Here is a 16,832-nt window from a genome sequence, read left to right as displayed (position 1 = left end):
GTATCCTTACCGGATAACACCGGCAGTGGTGATGACCTCACGATTTTGAGTGTCAATGCGTTGCACGGTGGCATGACCAATGCGGTCACCCGGTTGCAGTGCCCAGGTACTTCCCTGATAAGTCACCCAAGCTAATCCCGGATATAAACTGTTGATACTGGCCCCCCGTAATCCGCTGTTTTTTGACGCGGTGCGGTGGGAGGCTTTCGGTGCAACAGCAGAGGCTGTGGTCATGGTGGATACAGATGCAGGACTTGGGCGTTGTGCCAAATAGGCAACCTGCTGCTCCAGGAGGCGCAAACGTTGATCCAATGCTTTTATTCCTTCACGGTTGTTTTCCCCGTATACCCGCAACTCTTCAACTATTTGCGGGCTAGGCTCTGTCAGGGTACTGGCCACAGGCTCCCTCGTTGGCGGTGCGTCGATGGTTGTGTTCTGCACTGATGTTGACGGTGGTGAGTAAGGAACGGGCACAATAGGCGGTGTGGTTATGGGCTCTTGAGCCGCAAACTGTGGCGACGCACCGGTACTCGAGGGGGCATTACGCAATACACCGAAAGCGACAATTCCGACGATGACGAGTCCCATCATCCCGGCTTGTAACGGGGCAACCTTTAAGCCGAAAGGCAAAGTGATAAGTTTGGAATGGGTTGGCTTACTGGCGATAGGTGTTTGGGTTACCTCTGGTTCATTTTCGGGCAAATCAACTGGGGGCGTCTCTAGGTCAAAATGAGATGTTGTCATTAGCGTGCTCCTGCTTGGGGTATGGCGGCCGCGTTTTTGTTGAGACGGTCGCTCTCATACACACCTTTCATAAATTGGATGGCCACAACTTGGTTTTTGAAAACACGAACCTGTTGGACGGGAAGTTTGGCAGCATCACTCGCCATCACTTGGCCAGCTTGAGAGCCAATGCCACCGACGATGGTACCTGCTACAGCTGAGCCTTTAACCGAGCCGGTCCCGCCGCTGATCGTGCCAGCGTTGGTCGATAGGATTTGCGTGTTTTGTTGTTTATACAATTCACCCAATCCACCAATACCAGTGGCAACGGCGGGCAATATAATTCGGGAGATATAACGATTGTTGACGTCACTGGCGACGGAGGATTGCAACGTATCGTCTTGTAACGCATAGGCATCGACCTGATATTCAATACCGTTGAGTGTCATGCTAGTGAGATGGATGACCACTCCGTTACCCGCCAGTTGTATACCCCGAGCGGTGAAGCTGGCTCCCGCTAAAAAGCCTGCAGGAATATGAGCCTTAACGATTGAATTGAGGTTGTCAGAGTCGATTGCAGTGTCAATTACACCCGGCCTGAGTGTATTCGGCGGCACAACCATGAGGTCTTGAACCGCATTGTTGGTTGCTGTTTGGTTACTCGATACAGTCACCGGCGCATTGCCTGGAAGTCCATTACTCCATGTGCTAAAAGCATTCTCTGATGTACTGCCTGATTGCCCATTGCCTTGTTGGCTCTGACCAAAAGAACTAGCCAATTGCATGCCACCAGGCTTCCAGCGCTCGTTGAGTAGTTTCATGTAACTATTGAGAGCGGCTTTTTCGTTCTCAGCTATACCTGAGTTGGTTGTGTCCCCTTGAGAGGAGGTTACGGTTGTAGTATTTAGGCTTACAGGTTGTAGAGCCGGTGTTGGGGCGACAGGTTTGACATCACTCATGCGTAAGGACGCCACAAAGCTGTTTCCCCCGCTGTCTGCCGTTTTTCCACCGATGTTATTAGCTTCACTTTGTAACTTCCGGTACTGCGCTGTTTCAATACTGTTATGCGCGGCATTGTTGGCCACGCTGTTCAATTTATAATTTGACGGTGTTGGCTCTGCTCTGTGTAACCATCCCCACCCGAGGTAAGCTCCTGCGCCAACAATAGTGACAACAGCAATGCCCAGTATCAGTGATTTTTTCCCGTCATTTGCAGCATCTTGTTCAATAGCCATCGGTTTACTCCAGGTTGATGTTCAGTGTGGTATTTCGGCTCTGAACGGAAAAAACCACTTCGGGGGTGACGGGCAATTTCCAAACTCGAGTTCCATCTGCTGCTGCCGAGGTTTCTACAAACGCATCCCGTATATCGCTGCGTGAGCGGATATATAAGTCATCGCCTAATTGCCAAACAGATGTCATCGGGACGTTACCACTGGTTTTGAGATGCTTAGCTTCTTTGGGAGGGACACCATCCAAAAAGGATTGCAATGTTGGATTGTCCAAACTGATTTTCTCTCGCGCAATAGGTTGGGCTTTAGCGGCTGGGCCCCGCATAGGAATACGAAGGTTCAGACTGCTATCTGTAATTTGTGCTTGTCCGGGGTTATCTGGTTCGCCACTGGATAAGGCGATCACTACAGGCACCGGTAAACCTTTCAGATATACCGTCACGCTCCCAGAGTCATAGGCCCGTCTGGCCTGAACTGACATTACCGGACTGTTTGGAATGTAATTGATGGAAAACCCGGCTTCGTTACCGTTGATTGGTGGCGCGTCAATATTCCAGGGTGCGCCTGTTTCATCAGTAAAAGATACGGTCGCAGGAAAGTTTGGAAGTGCCCGCAGCATGGGTAGTGAGGCACCAGGTGACAGGTTGACCGTCAGAGAACTAATCCGGGGAACCGCAGTGACGGGCGCTCGCCCCTCACTACGTTGCAGTTGGTCAAATGTCCCCCGTAAGCCAGTCACATCATCAGGCGATAATGGAGCCATCTGACCTTGAGCATAAGTTAGCGCGGGTGAGGGCAGAGGGGTTGCTCCGCCTTGAGGAAGTGGGGCTGTAGGCGCAGGCCCTGCTGTTGGTGCCACCTGAGCGGCAACATTTTGTGGTGTACTGGTTGTCGGTACTGCACTTAGCGTTTGTGCTGGTTGCCAGGCATTGGGGGCCGCAGCGACGTCAGTGGTGATTGCAGCGCTAACACTGTTAACCAACGTTAACAGGAGCAGACTGGCATACTGGATTTTCATGGTTATTGAGCCTCATAGGTAATGAGCTGAGATACTTCCAGACCGGTATTCTTCAATCGTGGATCGGTACGCTGAATAAGCAGTGACAACACAAAACTTTGTTCAGGCAGTGACGTTGTCTGACCGGTCAATTTGAATTTGACGGGATATTGAATTTTCCAGGCATAAACCCCGTTTTCTAACGTTCCCTTGCTAACGACTACGCCTGGAGACGTCATCACCGACATGTTCATTTTTTTGTCTTTAATGGAGGCAAGTACGTTGGATGTGGTCAGCGCAGCGTAATAGCTGCGAAAGCCTTCATCTGAGAATCGGGGAAGTAAGTTATTCATTTGTGAGCGGTAATTCACGAAGTCGAGAGTGAACGCCTCACGAATAACAAGGTTGCCAAAATCGGTAACATCCGCATCACTGTAAGCTGGCTGATCTGTTGGGGTCAGCGGGATAACACGACCATCTTGTGTTGCAAAATATTTTACTGGCGGGTTTAAAACGGTATATCCCAGAACAGCGATAATCAACAGACAAAGAAAAAGAGAAGCACTTTGCCATATGTTCACCATGAGAGATTTTCGGGTGAAACTGACATTGAGCTGGCTTTCAATGTGCTGTGCTCTTGCAGACGCATACGGGTCAGCACTCCCCCCATCAGAGGGAGCGGGTAGATTTTTTTTCATGGTGATATCCACTGGCAAGCCCCGTAGGGGAGACCGAACGGGGTTGCAAAGAAGAACAGGGGAAACCGCTAAAGGTACGGTCGGTTAGCGAGTGAAGATGTAACCGTCCCCGGAGGCGGAGCTCACTGGGGACGTAGCTGCAGGTATCTGACTATAAGTGGTAGGTGCATAGGACTGAGGTACACTGACTGAATTCGATGAGGTGCCAATTACACCGCTGGTGCGAGACGACAAATCTCCCCATGGGTCAATGTTACTCGGTACATATTCTTGGATCTTGTCTCTTGCAGCGCGACAGATTTTGTCCTTTATCCCGTTCAAGATGCCGCTGAGGTCAGGGAAAGTCGGTACCGTAATGGCTGTGCTGATATCTCCCAAGCATTGCTGCAATCCGCTTGATACCTGATTTTCACGTTGTGACCATGCTTCTGCAGCTTTGCGAGCACGTTCGTAGCCAGCCTGCGCCCCAGCTTGTGCCGCAGTAGCCGCACGGCAATCCGCTGCTTGAACCTGCAAAGATAAGGTGCTGGCCACCAGGGCGGCAAGTATAAAATAGTATCTTCGTTGCATTGCCTTTCCTTATAAGCCTGGACGCGGTGCCTGAGGTGCCGGATTGATCCGGTTTTCCACGGTGTGATTGTCCCGGCTCTGCGGGGCTTGCGACGGTGGAATATAGTCGTGCGTAAACCCAAGTTGCTTATGCAGTACCGGGGGGCACTTTGCGGGTTCAACCAGCGTCGCATAAAGTTTGTCTTTTTCCCCCTGGAGACGGAACACGAAAGCGTTATTGGCTCCTTCGGCGTGATTGATGGCATTACCGTGGCCTATGGATTTGATGCCGTCAGCCGTAACCGCATTTAAGGCTACATAACGTGTCCCTTTGTCATTGATACAAAGTTTACCGAGCACCGGATGGTACTCACCTTCGTATTGCACGACGCCTTGCACATAATCGCCTAAGCCTTTTACCAGTAATAACTTAAGTTGGTTTTCGGCTGTCATCGTTTTCATGAGTACAGTACCTGCATCTTGGGTCTGTGCAGGCAGTGGGGTGGTCGCCGGTCGAGTGGCAGGGGCTGCTGTACCTTGGCCGTTAGGCTTAAACCACACAAGATCATTGGCCTGTGCAGGCAATGGAGGCAGTGATACCCCTGCTTTTGCCGCCAATTCAACAACCTGCTGTTGTAACGCAAAAAAATGGGTCATGTCATAAGCTGTCAGTGACGCTGGCGGTGTAGTCTGCTGTTCATGGCTGACAAGCAATTGAGGGTCGACTGCCGGCTTTATTGCCCATTGATTACGGTGGGAAATGATTTCCTCCGTCTGTTCAACTCCGTTTTTATCGACCACGATCTTATTGTTCGCGTCACGTACTTTAGCCTGGACCGTGACCTCTTTACTGCCGAGCCAGGTCAGCGTCACCACATCGTTTTTACTGAGGCCACTGTCTGGCATGACCTGTGCCAACTCTTTCCCCCAAACGTAACGTTCTCCATGCGCGGTACGTAAATGTACGTAATAGCTAAGATTCTCAGACGAATCAAAATTGTACGGTGCGGGACCATGCCCCAATAAAGCGCCTGTCAGACCTGCTTCACTTTCCTTACGACTGGCATTTCGCGGTATTTCTGGGGGAAGCACTGTAGGCCGTAATTCTGGAGGTAATTCGTTCGCCAATGGTGTTGCTGTTGCTGTGGCAGGTTCTGTTGTTTGACCCTCAGTCATAATAGATGCTGTCTGTGGGCCAACGGGTGTTGCCTCCGCTCCTGGGGTTGGTTCGTCTGCCAACTGCTTACGGGCCTCATCTAACATCAGTTGCTGCTGCGGGTTTTTCATTTTGACATCGAGGTTGTATTCAGCAATTAGCATAATGGCGCGATGCTTGAACTGATCGCTCCCCGTAAGCTCAATGCGCCCCCGATATTGTTCGCGTGAAACAAGTAAGGCCGTCAATATCATGGCATCACTTTGGCTTGCTGCCGCGTTCGCCATTGTGATGCGGTCGCCGTGGTCGACAAAGGCGGGTTCACCAGAAAAGAGATATTTTACTGACCGTCCATCGAGGGCCATTTCATGGGTAATTTGTTGCATCAATGCATCTAGATCGAGTGGAGCCACTTGGCGAGTTTGGCCCGCAGGCATCTCGATACAGATAGCGTCTTCCGTTTGTGCTGCAAGGTTAGTCTCTGACTGGGCTTGTTGCTCATTAGGGGTCGATGTTGCAGGTTGAGGTGCCAGCCGGCCAGCGAAAGAAACTAACTCAATGGGTTTTTCTTTGGGCGCCGTAACGGTGGGTATCGTTGGGTTAGCAATTGGTGCAATATTTTCCTGTTTTGCTTCTTCAGTCTCATTTTTAACTGCCGCAGGTGTTTCTGGAATAACGATTTGCTCCGTAGCTAAAGGTGCTTCCTGAATAACGGTCTGCTCTGCAGTGACAGGGGGTATGGGGTCATTGATAGCATATGGCGTGAAATCTTGGACCTCTTGGTCGAAGACGCTATCAGCAATATGACCATAGTCAGAATATTCATTAACGGGTAGGTCTTGTACGGAGGGTATATCAATTTCAGGTGTGGGCTCAGTCTGTGTATTTTCCATTGTTGTGGGTTCCAGAGGTGAGGGACGATGTAACGGAGCAAAAACAGGGGCCAATTGTTCTGCGAGTGCCGACAAACCGCGTGACTGGTGAAAGTCATTGAAGTCCGTCAATCCCTTCTCGCGCTCAGCTGCAGTAAATGCCGGTAATATAACAATGCCGCCAGTAAGCTCAGCGGCTTCTGTGGCTTTTTCTTTCCCCGGATTGCCAGGGCGTTTTGGCTTAGGAAGATCATCATCAGCCAAGAACAAGGTTGGACTGTCGGGGTAACGCTCGTGCAGTGCTTTGGCCACCTTGACCAAGTTGCCAGAATCAACGGTCATCACCACCGGGTATTTTAGAGCCATAGCCCCACTGGCGGCGGTGGCATAACCCTCGGCAAAGACAATGGGCTGACCATTCTTAAGGGTGCCACCAACAATGAAGAAATTACCTTCTTTTTGCCCCCCCTTGCTTAAACGCTTACTGCCGTCGGGTGCAATGGTTTGTAGTGTTCGTATATCACCGGCGACATTCAATAATGGAATGACCAATTGATTACGATCATCAATGAGCATTCCTTTGGCTACCTTCACGCCCTTTTTCTTTAAGTAGGGGTGGTCTTGGCTGGCTTGGCTCAACCGCTCGTATAACTTGGTGACTTCGACTGATTTCTTATCTTGCTCTTGGCGTATTCTGGCATCGCGCCGTAGTTGCTCTTGTGCAGCCATTGCCTTGCGGTGTGCTAACACTATGGGGTCAGGCCTGTCTGAGTTCGATGACCAGGTATTTCTATGGCCATCACGATGATCAGCAAACCAACCATTGGCAAAGCCATCCAAATGACCAACATAAACGCCAGATTTTTTACCTTGCTTGTCATCATTCATCGATATCCGATGAGTTAGACCATCCATCTCTGGGTCGCCTTGAAGATTTCCGCCGAGTGAACGGATAAAGTCGCCAAACTCTTGGGCGGAATCGTTATTGGTTTCGGTGGCCAGCGTATTATCGATGCGCCAGCGAGTGAGTTTGTCGAGTTCAGAGCCCTCTTTGGCAAACCACATTTTGCGATCAGGGTCGAACTCCAGCGCATTCTCACCATTGTCCAGCTTACCTGCCTGCCGTTTGGCTTCTTTCAACTGTTCGAATGGAATAACGAGGTAGGTAGATTCAGTTGCTTTCATTGTGCCTCCCAACAGGTTGGTAAGGATGGCCAGAGCTGAGGATTATCATATAGGACTCCTATTCAAAGAATTTTCGATACCACCAGGGACGACCGGTAATGATGTTGCCGCGCAACCGGTGCAATAAACGCTGGAATACCACCGTGAGGGTGTAATCAAAGAAAGCCAGTAGTTTGTAAAACACCAACAATCCGACACAGAAGAGGAACATCAGCATACTTGGCCAAAATACCCACACGATAAACACCAGATAAACCAGCACTGGAATGCCAAAGATCGTGACGGCGCGACCCGCATCTAACCAGTTGCAATAATCGTTGTTCATTATGTTGTTTTCCGTTTTTCGTTAAATTCTCGCCATCCCATCACTTGTTCCGCTACATGTTCAGCAACTCGCCCGTTCACAAAAAGTTCCCAGGTTTGATCTGCAATGCGCGTCGAACTCTCACGAAGTGACGCGTTAATCAGATCAGGCCAGCGAGAATAATGTTGTTGAGATAATTTGCTGCGCCAATCATCGTCAAATAGGACGTATTCTCTAACAGCGATACGTTTACCATCAGTCGTTGGCAGGAGGCGTTGCACGATGACAAACCGCAAAGCATCAAGTAGATCAAAGGCAACTTGTTCACGGGTGTCACTGGACGCCATTCGGATACAACGAGAAAAAGCATGGCCCGGAGAGAAAGCATGCAATGTACTGAGGGCCAGATGGCCAGAGTGAGCACAGGCGATGGCGGCTTCTAACGTATCAAGATCACGTATCTCACCAACACCAATTAAAGTCGGTGCCTGACGTAACGAGAGACGAAGGCCATCAGCAAAACTCGGAACATCTCTCCCAATTTCGGATTGTTGAGGCTTGAGCACCCATTGAGGACCCCCTAGCAGATATTCGACCGGATCTTCATAGGTGGTGACCTTTCCGTCGGGATGTGTTTCTCCGTAATGCTGGTAAGTTGAGGCTAATAATGTGGATTTCCCTGAGCCGGTTGGACCACACGTTAAACCCAGACCATCCATAGGTAATAAACTGCGACGGAGATCATCTTCCAGGCCCATTGTCTCTAAGGGCGGGATAGCTGATGGAATAATACGTAACGTGATGGCCATTGCTGTATTAAGCGAACCAATAGTGGCCTGAATGAAGTTAGTGCGATAACGCACCCGTTCACCACGTTCGAGTCCGAAACGGCCAGTATTATCACCTTCCAGCTGTAAAGCCCGGTCAGCACCACAGCCCCCTTGGACCAGTGATTTAATATCAGGGGTGTATATCTCATCGACGAGGCGCACCAATTGGGAACTATCAATATTGAACTTGTTGGTTACAACCTTGCGGCCGTAGTGATCAACAATGATTGGGCTTCCACTCTGCAGATGGATATCAGAGACTTTATGGCGATAACAGTGAACAAAAAAACTTCGGAGTTTGTTTGCGTCGAGTCCGCCTGAAAAATCAAATTCATCAAGATTTGTCATATAGGGCTCCACGCACAGAACTTAAATAATAGGGATAATTGATGTAAGTGGAATGAAACCCCAGATGGCCAAAGCTTAACGCTTGGAAGAGGTCCGTATATTTTCGTGGGATATTTCTCATAAATATCACCGTATTTGATGAACTAACTGAACGCATCATTAAATATTCACGAGCAGCAGCCAGTAGCGTTTCATGAGCCAAAAAGTCACTAGGCTCACTTTTTATGTAGTTGTTTCCTAATGAGGAAAGTAACTGTACTTGACCAGGGTTATTATTCATGGGTTCACTCCGAGCATATGAAATAGGAGGAGGTTACTGTTGTGTCGTGATAGTGGGTTTCCAACGTTTCTTATCCAACTCAAAGCCGGCGCGTTGTTTCAGGTCGCGTACTTTATCACCCAACATCAGTTTGTCTTGGGAGCCAGTAACGGACTGCAGCTGTTCACTGACCACAGGTAAGGTGATCATGCCTTGCTGCACCAGAGTGGAATAACGCACCATGCCGGCATAATCCCGAGTTAATCGATTGAAGTTACTTTCTAACGTTCGGTCGGCACTTTCACGTCCTTCTTGCCAACCCTTTTCTATCGCGGCACGCCAGACTTTTTCTTCGGCGCCATTCTTCGGAGCAATTTCTGTAGGGATATCGGTATTCACTGCCAGTCCGGCCAATAAGTACTGCCGCCAAGAGGGCGGATTACTGACAAATCGCTCTTTCACCAGAATGGTGTAGGTTTTGTTAGCGGTTCGTATCTGGTTATCTGTAATGTTTGCGAGAGATTCAGCCGCGACAATAACGGGAGGTAACCACCCCTGGCGACTGATCAGCGGAGCAAAGGTATAGAGTCTATTTAAGTCATCATTCTGAATACTCAGCGCTTGTTGCAGTTCCCAGGCTCGCTGTGCTTTTCCTCCCCGAAAACCAACGGTTTGCCCCGCATCATTAAGAAGTTGCCATAATGTGTCGTTCAGACCGTGTTTATCAGTGGCCTTTGGCGATAGGTAGGCATTGATATCCGGTGGTGGAGGTGTATCGATGGTTGCCCCGATAACTGGCACGGTGACCAGTGCCAGACAGAGGGCCAAGGCTTTTCGTATCATGCTAAAGCTCCTTGTTTTAGGGGCAGCATAAAGTAGACGCGAAGCTCTCTGGACTGCTGATCTAGCTGAGCTCGCCAGTCGGTTTGAGTACGGATAATTCGAAGCAGGGTTTCAAAGGTAACGTCTTGAACATGAATAGTGACAGGAAGTGGTAATCTGACACCGGTATAAGCGAATGATAAGCCGCGTTGTCGTGCTAATTCGGCCAGGAGCTCAATAGCATCGCCATCCCATGTCACTGAAAGTCGTTGGCTGTTTGCTCGAATACTGCCGGGTACGAAATGTACTTTCTGATTTAGTACTCCGTTTAAGGCGAGATCTTGTAACGAGGGAGTGATTTGCCCTGTATTAATAGTTATAGGCTGTGGAGTAGATATCGGATGTTTCGCTTGAGGTGCCTGACAACCGGATAGCAGGAAAAGGCCAAGCGTGGCCAGATACGATAATTTCATATAAATAGTTCCTGTATATCGGAGATAGTTGCGGTGCGGATAAATTAAGAGGTCAGGTCGATGCGGACATCACTGGTATTGTGATATGAACTGCCTGCCAGCATAACCGTGACGCGACTGTTTGATTTTACATTGACTGCGATTTGTTTTTGAGTAACACCATAGTTTTGGTACCCCCAGTAATGTCCGCTACTACCACCTTTATCAACCCGGACGCTGGTTTTAACAACACCAACCAACCCGCCATCGACATACACGTTAAAGGATGCGGAACCGGTGTGAGAACCATCACCGGCGTTGAATAAACTGGATACAGTCACCAACAAGACTTTGTATGACCCATTTGACACAATATCAAGATTATTGACGGCTACACGCGACATACCACCACCCCCTATCCCCGTCAAAATACCGGCTTGGCAGTAAAGAGGCGCACCTTCGGCATCCCGAGTTAATATACCGGCCTCACAAGATTGACCAGGCACCATAATCTTATTGAGTTGCAGAAACTCATCTGTGGCCAGACGGCCTTCGGCGTGTATTGTTCCGCCTCGCAGTTGTCCTCCGGTGTAAATCCCTTTGTTATTGACGCTGCGCACCCAATCGTCGTCAGTCATGGTTAGGCCTCCGCCATGTGTGGCGTTCAGCCATCCCTTGTCGTTTTGCGTAATGATCCAGCCGCTGTTGCTCTTGATATCATTTTCTACTGTTACCGTTTGGGCATTGACAGCACTCGTGTTGTTTAATGAGTTATTGCCCATATCTATGTCGGTATGCATTTTGTTTAGATCCGGGCGACCATTGACTTTAAAGCGATACAGACGATCACCGGCTTCACTGTCACTGCCGAGTGAGTCGGAAGATAACATGACAGCAAGGCGACCCATTTGACCCGAGAGACCATAGTCGGAGAGATTAACAGTCCAACTACCATTTGCACCGATCGCCTGATTAGCTGGCCAAATATAACCACCTAGGCCACTGATGTTTTGAGCAATATACCTAAGTCCATTAGGTTGAATTTCCTTGCCCGCCGAGGTTAGGACGAACGCCATCAAGTTGCTTTTGCCGTCTTGGGTTATTGCTACTAGATATGACTGGCCATCATCGGTAGTTAGACTGAATCCAGGCGGAAGGTATTTTGCGTCTTGTAACTGTTTACCTGTGATAACAACATTTTTTGCGGTTTTGAGCTGTGTCGTCAGAGTGTCTTTATTGTCCTTGATATAGCGATTAGCTGACGCACTGACGGCAGACAGCATGGTGGCACTGATGTCCCATGCCCGCTCCTGGTTGTACTCTATAACCCGGGGGATACTGTAGGCCATTATCACCGATAGCAGAGTTATAACCATGATTGTTTCGGCAATGGTTAATCCACGGTTAACGGGGGGATGTGAGAAAGATTTCTTTTTACTCAACATAGATATTTCCCTCTGTTGCCAGAATGGGGTGAATAAGATGAGTCACTATGACGGCTGGGAGCAGCCAGGGTGCCAGTGGGTGCGGAGATTTTCGTCCAAACAAGCTGACGGTTATTAACAAGTAGAGTACCAATGCTCCAGACAACCAAGGGAGGGGGAGCCAGGCACATAGACCGGCAAGTAGATGAACATCCCCCAATCCCAAAGCTCCAGGTTGTTTGTGGGCCAAAATTCGGTATACCAGGTTCAGAAGCAGAAATGCAGCCAGACTGGTGAAGGCAGCGGTGTAAGGCGATAACGCGGCGCCAGGAAGTAAGGTGAGCAAAAGCCCAACAAACCAGAAACTGTTAGTGAAACACAGTGGTAGCCAGCGTTCTTGCGCGTCTAGCCCAATAAGGTTCAGGCTAAATATCAGCAGGGCAAATGACTGTAGCAAGTGTGCCGGTGAAAGCGTAAATACGCTATTGAGTAGCAGAACCAATAGCGTACAACTCCAGGTAATCCATTGGAGAAGGTGAATAATTTGACGCGAATAAGTAGGTCGGTCGTAGTCGAGGAGAAACAGATTACCCTGTCGTAAAACTGGACCATGGTTACGAAATGTAAATGCTAGTGCTAGGCCAGCAAATAACAGCAATACCAAAAGAGTCGAGATCATGAAACCCCCCCACCAAGACGCATGTATTCCTTATAAATATTCTTCGAATACCACATTCTGCGCGGCTCTCTGTCGGGAGAAAAACCGGCATTGTATGAACCTAAGCATGACCAGTTGCTACCACAGATTTGCAGATGCTGGGCTAATATCCAGGCTCCAATTTGAACGTTGAGACAGGGATTGGTCAGTAAATCTTGTTCGCTTTTGATAATACCCAGACGTTTAAGTCTGGGTAATTGTTGGGTGTTAATCTGCATCAAGCCATAATCACGGCTGGATATTTTGCCCGCAGTGCGGTTGATGCCGATAGCATTGGGATTCAGCGAGCTCTCCCTAACCGCAATAGCCCGCAGGAGTTGTGCGTTAATGTGATATCGAGCGCCAGCTTCATCAAAACACCAGGCATGCACCGGTGTGGTAAGGCATAGCATCACACTGCCAAATAATGCGATAAGGAAAAGTCGCATAAAACCTCCTTAGCTTTGGCTGATGAAGATCAGGGTATTGTTACCGGTTGATCCCGAGTCAGCCGTACATTGCTGCACAGCTTTTGCAGACGTTAATGGACCCGATGTTGATGTTCCGTTTACTTTTGTTGTCACCACGTTTGATCCAGAACTCAACGTGGTGGCGATAACGGTACACGCATCTTGTGGAATAGCGGCCGTTGTTAGCGAGAATCCAGATTTCTGGCCACCAGAAGAGGCTACTGGCGCAAGAGATACATCACCACCAAAGGTATTGGTCAAACCGGCTGAGCCAGAAGATGCGGTGCCAACGAGGGTTAGACCAGTAGGGGCCCCGCTAGCCATGACGATATACGTGCCGGTCATATCGGCTGAGCCGTTATAGGGATACTGCCCCGCGTTTTTTAACAATCGAGGTGTTTTAGCCATCATTTCGTTATAAGCGTTAAGCTCTTTGGATGTGTCACTGGTTGAGAATGCACCTTTAGATACGGCATAAACTGCAGACATGACGACACCCGCGATAACCATCCACATGATTATTTCTGTCAGGGTTGTCCCTTTATTAATAGTGTTGTGCGGTTTTTTCATTGTGCTAAATGGACGTAAAATTTTCATAACAGTTTCCTTTCTATAGGGTTAGTGGAGAGTTTTGACGAGCGCGTTGATTTCTACGCTCGCGAATATTTGCAGAACGATATAACTGGCGTTGAACAACAGAATTACGAAGTTAACTACAGCGCAGGTTTTGGTGATTTTGCTGAGACTTTCTTTCTGCCAGAAGGAGGCAAATGACTTAATAAGGTCCTGGGCATCATTCCCCCCGCTTAGAATCGAAAGATGTACTGCGGCATCACGTGAGGGGAAGTTAAAACCGGTTAACAGCAGGGCTTGACCAAAATTCACCCCTTTACTGAGTTTGCGCCGCGTAGCATCAAGGCGCTCAAATAACCAGGGCGAGGCGTACACACACAGAAGATGAAGTGCCTGTTCCATACGAATAGATGGATGTATTAGGGCTGCGTAATTAAGCAGGAATGTCGCACCCTCAGTCTCTTTATACACACTCCATGGAAATAGCCGGTCAAGAACACGATTACGAACCTTTCCGGTCAAATTCGGCATGGTCCATAGAATGGATATGATTGTTAGTGCAATTGCAGACAGTAGTAGGAACATGTTGGAGACAAAGAACTCGGTAATACCGACGAATAGTGCGAGTTTCCCGGTTAATGCCTCACGTGGGATGATTGCCAGAACAGTGGGTATATATTTATCGTTAAGAAAGTGCATCGCAACCAGAGTACCCATACATAAAAACACCGGATAAATCTGGCTACTGATGACCTTACTTTTTAGCTTTCCGATCGTATCGATATTTTGAATAGTACGTTTCAGCGCATTACTCAAATCACCTGTTAACCTGGCTGACATAATGATGGTGCTTTCATTATGTGGAACCCAAGTTGACAGGCCTTTGTCCAGTGTTTGCCCTGTGGTCAATGCGGAATGTATATCACTGAGGCAGTACATCAGAGAACTCCGCTCTTTTCCTTTTTGCCTGGCGGCGTATTGAAGTTTGGTAATGGCTTCTTTAAGTGAAGATTTGTTGTCGAGCAAGAAGGCCAGTTGTTCGTAAAGATGTCGCCGTTCACTCATAAAGAAAGTTTTTCGAGCGACCCAAGTATCGAGCCGAGAAAACCAAGCTGGAGGACGAATTTTAGTACTCGGCAGGCTTTTTAGGCGAGCTTTTATCCATGAAATCATGTGTGGGCTCCTAACAGTTCAGAAAGGTATTACGTTGTGGAATATGAGGAAACTAATTGGTCAGGCAGAAAGGGGAGCGGTGTCCAGGGCTAACAAGGTGTCCTCATCCAGCGGATTGATACGGTCTCCCTCGAGGGGGTCAACTTCTCCACGATTAAGATATTGTTGAAGATGCATGCCGCGCGTGGTGCCTCCCATCTTGTTAACCCAGTAGTTTCGAGCTACAAGCTTGCCTTCATGTCGATAGTGGTGCATGAACTGAGCATCAGGCCGAATAACCTCAACAATAACTCGGCGTCCTACCGTACCGAAGTGACAGTTATTGCAACCATTGTGATTACGAAAGCGGATTTTTTCTTTGTCGCAATAGGTCGCAATCAACTGTAATTCATCAGCATCAAGGCTATCTTTCACTTGTTCATAAGTCTGTTTGCATTTAGGGCACAGTAAAGGCACCAGGCGTTGTGCAATCAGGCCGACAATCAGTTGGGGATCAGTGATAAGCGCAAGCGGCACGTCCAATGTATCAACCATACGGCTGATAATGCTCGGCGCGTCATTGGCATGCAGTGTTGCCATCAGAAGGTGCCCAGTTTCGGCTCCAGAAATCGCAGTTTTAACAGAGTCTTTGTCACGCATTTCCCCTACTATCAATGCATCAGGGTCAAGACGTAAGCTGGCCGCAATAGTTCGGGTCCAGGCTTGTTTGACTGCTATAGGATCACTTTTGTCGGCGAAAATAGGGATCTGGATGCCAGGTAGTTTGCCCTCCGGGGGGTCTTCGATTGCCAGTAAGCGTTTAAGGCCATAAGTAAACACGGTATACATCTCAGCAAGAGTACGCAGTGTGGTACTTTTCCCTGAACCCGTCGGGCCCGAAAGGATGATAAAGCCATATGGACTGCGGAGCATACGCCGTATCAGTGTGATCTGTTCGGGATTGAAGCCGAGAATTTCCAGCGAGGGAATATCGTTTCTTTCATCTTTGATCAGTCGGACAACAGCATAAACACCATTCTCAGTAGGAATATGCGCATAGCGAGCCGCATATAAATTAGCTTTGTGCAAATACTTGTTTTCAATGCGGGCATCCTGGATCTCGTTCTCCATGAACTCCCTGGCGCCTGTATCCGTCATGGAGTTAACCATGCAACGTAGCAGAGTCATCCCCTCATCAGTCTTTTTATTGGCCACAACTGACAAATCGCCATAGATACGCTGATAGATGGTGGTACCGTCTGTATTGACCAAAAAATGCATATCAGACGCTCCCGCGGCTGCTGCTTGGGCAAATAGGTCAATGACTTCCGGTTGTAGGTTTTCTGCAGTTTCTACATGGACTCGGTTTTTTTGGCGGTGCTGGGCTATTTCATCAAAGCGAACTATCTCAGTGTTCAGACCGGGGATCTTGGCCAGCGCTCGTTGCAGTTCACTTTGAACCGCAGGCATTTTGCAATGGTCGGCAGATACATAGCAAACTGGGGGGGAACCCATTTCCCAGAACATATATTCGTTAGCCAGTGCATTGAATTCAAAAACTGGAGGGGAATTAGTAAGTGTCATGTTATTCACCAAAAGTCAGGGTATGACGCTGGCCCTGCGTATCTTTTACTTCGACGGTACTGGCAGAAATATCCGTCACGAGTAAATCGCGGCCGGGGATCTTACTGCCCGTGCGGACAATGATAGATAAACCCGTATCAAGCATCAGGCGAGCCGATAACGACCGTCCTTGTCCACTGATTTCAAGGATACGGGGAGGGCCAGACTTTGCTTGCTGGGGCATACTGATTGAGGGATTAGGCAATCCGGGAGGCAAATTTGTACCCGACAAAACCATCTGCCCTGATGATGTGTCGCTGTACTGGCTCTTGGCTTTTTGAAGTGAGGCCCGTGCATTGGCCAATTGGGCTTGTGCTTCGGTCAATAACGTTTGCGTATTGAGTTTTTCCAATTCGTTCAAGGTACCAGACGGTAAGGGAACGGCTGTGTGAATAGACCCCAGTTTCCTAGACGGTAGCGTGCCTCATGAACCAGGCACTTTCATAAACTGCAGGGGGTTGATCTT

The 16,832-nt window shown here is 48.8% G+C and carries 18 protein-coding genes; all 18 read right to left on the bottom strand.

Annotated elements, in window-relative coordinates:
- Positions 1–6: 6 nt before the first annotated feature.
- A complete protein-coding gene (locus tag DBA33_RS15465; RefSeq protein WP_050074338.1) occupies positions 7–744 on the bottom strand; it encodes a hypothetical protein in 738 nt (245 codons plus the stop codon).
- The gene (gene traO, locus DBA33_RS15460; RefSeq protein WP_120806748.1) at positions 744–1,958 is read right to left on the bottom strand and encodes a conjugal transfer protein TraO; all 1,215 of its coding nucleotides are present in this window, start codon (positions 1,956–1,958) and stop codon (positions 744–746) included. Before traO ends, DBA33_RS15465 begins: the two co-directional genes overlap by 1 nt.
- 4 nt (positions 1,959–1,962) lie before the next feature.
- Positions 1,963–2,973 carry a DotH/IcmK family type IV secretion protein gene (locus tag DBA33_RS15455; RefSeq protein WP_120806747.1) on the bottom strand — a complete coding sequence of 337 codons (1,011 nt, stop codon included), beginning with the start codon at positions 2,971–2,973 and terminating at the stop codon, positions 1,963–1,965.
- Positions 2,974–2,975: 2 nt separating this feature from the next.
- Entirely contained in the window at positions 2,976–3,650 is a 675-nt protein-coding gene (locus tag DBA33_RS15450) for a DotI/IcmL/TraM family protein (protein WP_120806746.1), read from the bottom strand.
- A gap of 84 nt (positions 3,651–3,734) precedes the next feature.
- Complete coding sequence (locus DBA33_RS15445; protein WP_108088342.1) at positions 3,735–4,220, bottom strand: hypothetical protein; 486 nt, start codon at positions 4,218–4,220, stop codon at positions 3,735–3,737.
- A gap of 9 nt (positions 4,221–4,229) precedes the next feature.
- Positions 4,230–7,412 carry an LPD7 domain-containing protein gene (locus DBA33_RS15440; protein WP_120806745.1) on the bottom strand — a complete coding sequence of 1,061 codons (3,183 nt, stop codon included), beginning with the start codon at positions 7,410–7,412 and terminating at the stop codon, positions 4,230–4,232.
- Positions 7,413–7,470: 58 nt separating this feature from the next.
- Positions 7,471–7,737: an IcmT/TraK family protein gene (icmT, locus tag DBA33_RS15435; RefSeq protein WP_050074346.1), complete on the bottom strand. Its 267-nt coding sequence runs from the start codon at positions 7,735–7,737 to the stop codon at positions 7,471–7,473.
- Positions 7,737–8,894, bottom strand: coding sequence for a plasmid transfer ATPase TraJ (traJ, locus tag DBA33_RS15430; protein ID WP_120806744.1), 1,158 nt, complete (start codon positions 8,892–8,894; stop codon positions 7,737–7,739). Before traJ ends, icmT begins: the two co-directional genes overlap by 1 nt.
- Positions 8,881–9,174: a hypothetical protein gene (locus DBA33_RS20670; protein ID WP_162975219.1), complete on the bottom strand. Its 294-nt coding sequence runs from the start codon at positions 9,172–9,174 to the stop codon at positions 8,881–8,883. The genes traJ and DBA33_RS20670 overlap by 14 nt, the downstream gene beginning before the upstream one ends.
- A gap of 33 nt (positions 9,175–9,207) precedes the next feature.
- Positions 9,208–9,996, bottom strand: a complete 789-nt coding sequence (locus DBA33_RS15425) for a type IV secretory system conjugative DNA transfer family protein (protein WP_120806743.1) — start codon at positions 9,994–9,996, stop codon at positions 9,208–9,210.
- Positions 9,993–10,448 (bottom strand): DotD/TraH family lipoprotein, encoded by a 456-nt coding sequence (locus DBA33_RS15420; RefSeq protein WP_120806742.1) that lies wholly within the window; start codon positions 10,446–10,448, stop codon positions 9,993–9,995. The genes DBA33_RS15425 and DBA33_RS15420 overlap by 4 nt, the downstream gene beginning before the upstream one ends.
- A 44-nt stretch (positions 10,449–10,492) precedes the next feature.
- Positions 10,493–11,872 carry a shufflon system plasmid conjugative transfer pilus tip adhesin PilV gene (gene pilV, locus DBA33_RS15415; protein ID WP_205582782.1) on the bottom strand — a complete coding sequence of 460 codons (1,380 nt, stop codon included), beginning with the start codon at positions 11,870–11,872 and terminating at the stop codon, positions 10,493–10,495.
- Positions 11,862–12,530, bottom strand: a complete 669-nt coding sequence (locus DBA33_RS15410) for a prepilin peptidase (RefSeq protein WP_120806741.1) — start codon at positions 12,528–12,530, stop codon at positions 11,862–11,864. Before DBA33_RS15410 ends, pilV begins: the two co-directional genes overlap by 11 nt.
- Complete coding sequence (locus DBA33_RS15405; protein WP_120806740.1) at positions 12,527–12,997, bottom strand: lytic transglycosylase domain-containing protein; 471 nt, start codon at positions 12,995–12,997, stop codon at positions 12,527–12,529. Before DBA33_RS15405 ends, DBA33_RS15410 begins: the two co-directional genes overlap by 4 nt.
- 9 nt (positions 12,998–13,006) lie before the next feature.
- Positions 13,007–13,615, bottom strand: coding sequence for a type 4 pilus major pilin (locus tag DBA33_RS15400; RefSeq protein ID WP_120806739.1), 609 nt, complete (start codon positions 13,613–13,615; stop codon positions 13,007–13,009).
- A 21-nt stretch (positions 13,616–13,636) separates the two neighbouring features.
- Complete coding sequence (locus DBA33_RS15395; RefSeq protein ID WP_120806738.1) at positions 13,637–14,764, bottom strand: type II secretion system F family protein; 1,128 nt, start codon at positions 14,762–14,764, stop codon at positions 13,637–13,639.
- Positions 14,765–14,824: 60 nt separating this feature from the next.
- Complete coding sequence (locus tag DBA33_RS15390) at positions 14,825–16,327, bottom strand: ATPase, T2SS/T4P/T4SS family (protein ID WP_205582781.1); 1,503 nt, start codon at positions 16,325–16,327, stop codon at positions 14,825–14,827.
- A gap of 1 nt (position 16,328) precedes the next feature.
- A complete protein-coding gene (gene pilP, locus DBA33_RS15385; protein WP_162975218.1) occupies positions 16,329–16,718 on the bottom strand; it encodes a type IV pilus biogenesis protein PilP in 390 nt (129 codons plus the stop codon).
- Between the last annotated feature and the right edge of the window lie 114 nt (positions 16,719–16,832).

It is taken from the genome of Yersinia sp. IP36721, from assembly GCF_003634395.1.
Lineage (GTDB): Bacteria > Pseudomonadota > Gammaproteobacteria > Enterobacterales > Enterobacteriaceae > Yersinia > Yersinia entomophaga.
Note: the sequence above shows the minus strand (reverse complement) of the source record. Positions and strands in the feature narration are given on the sequence as shown.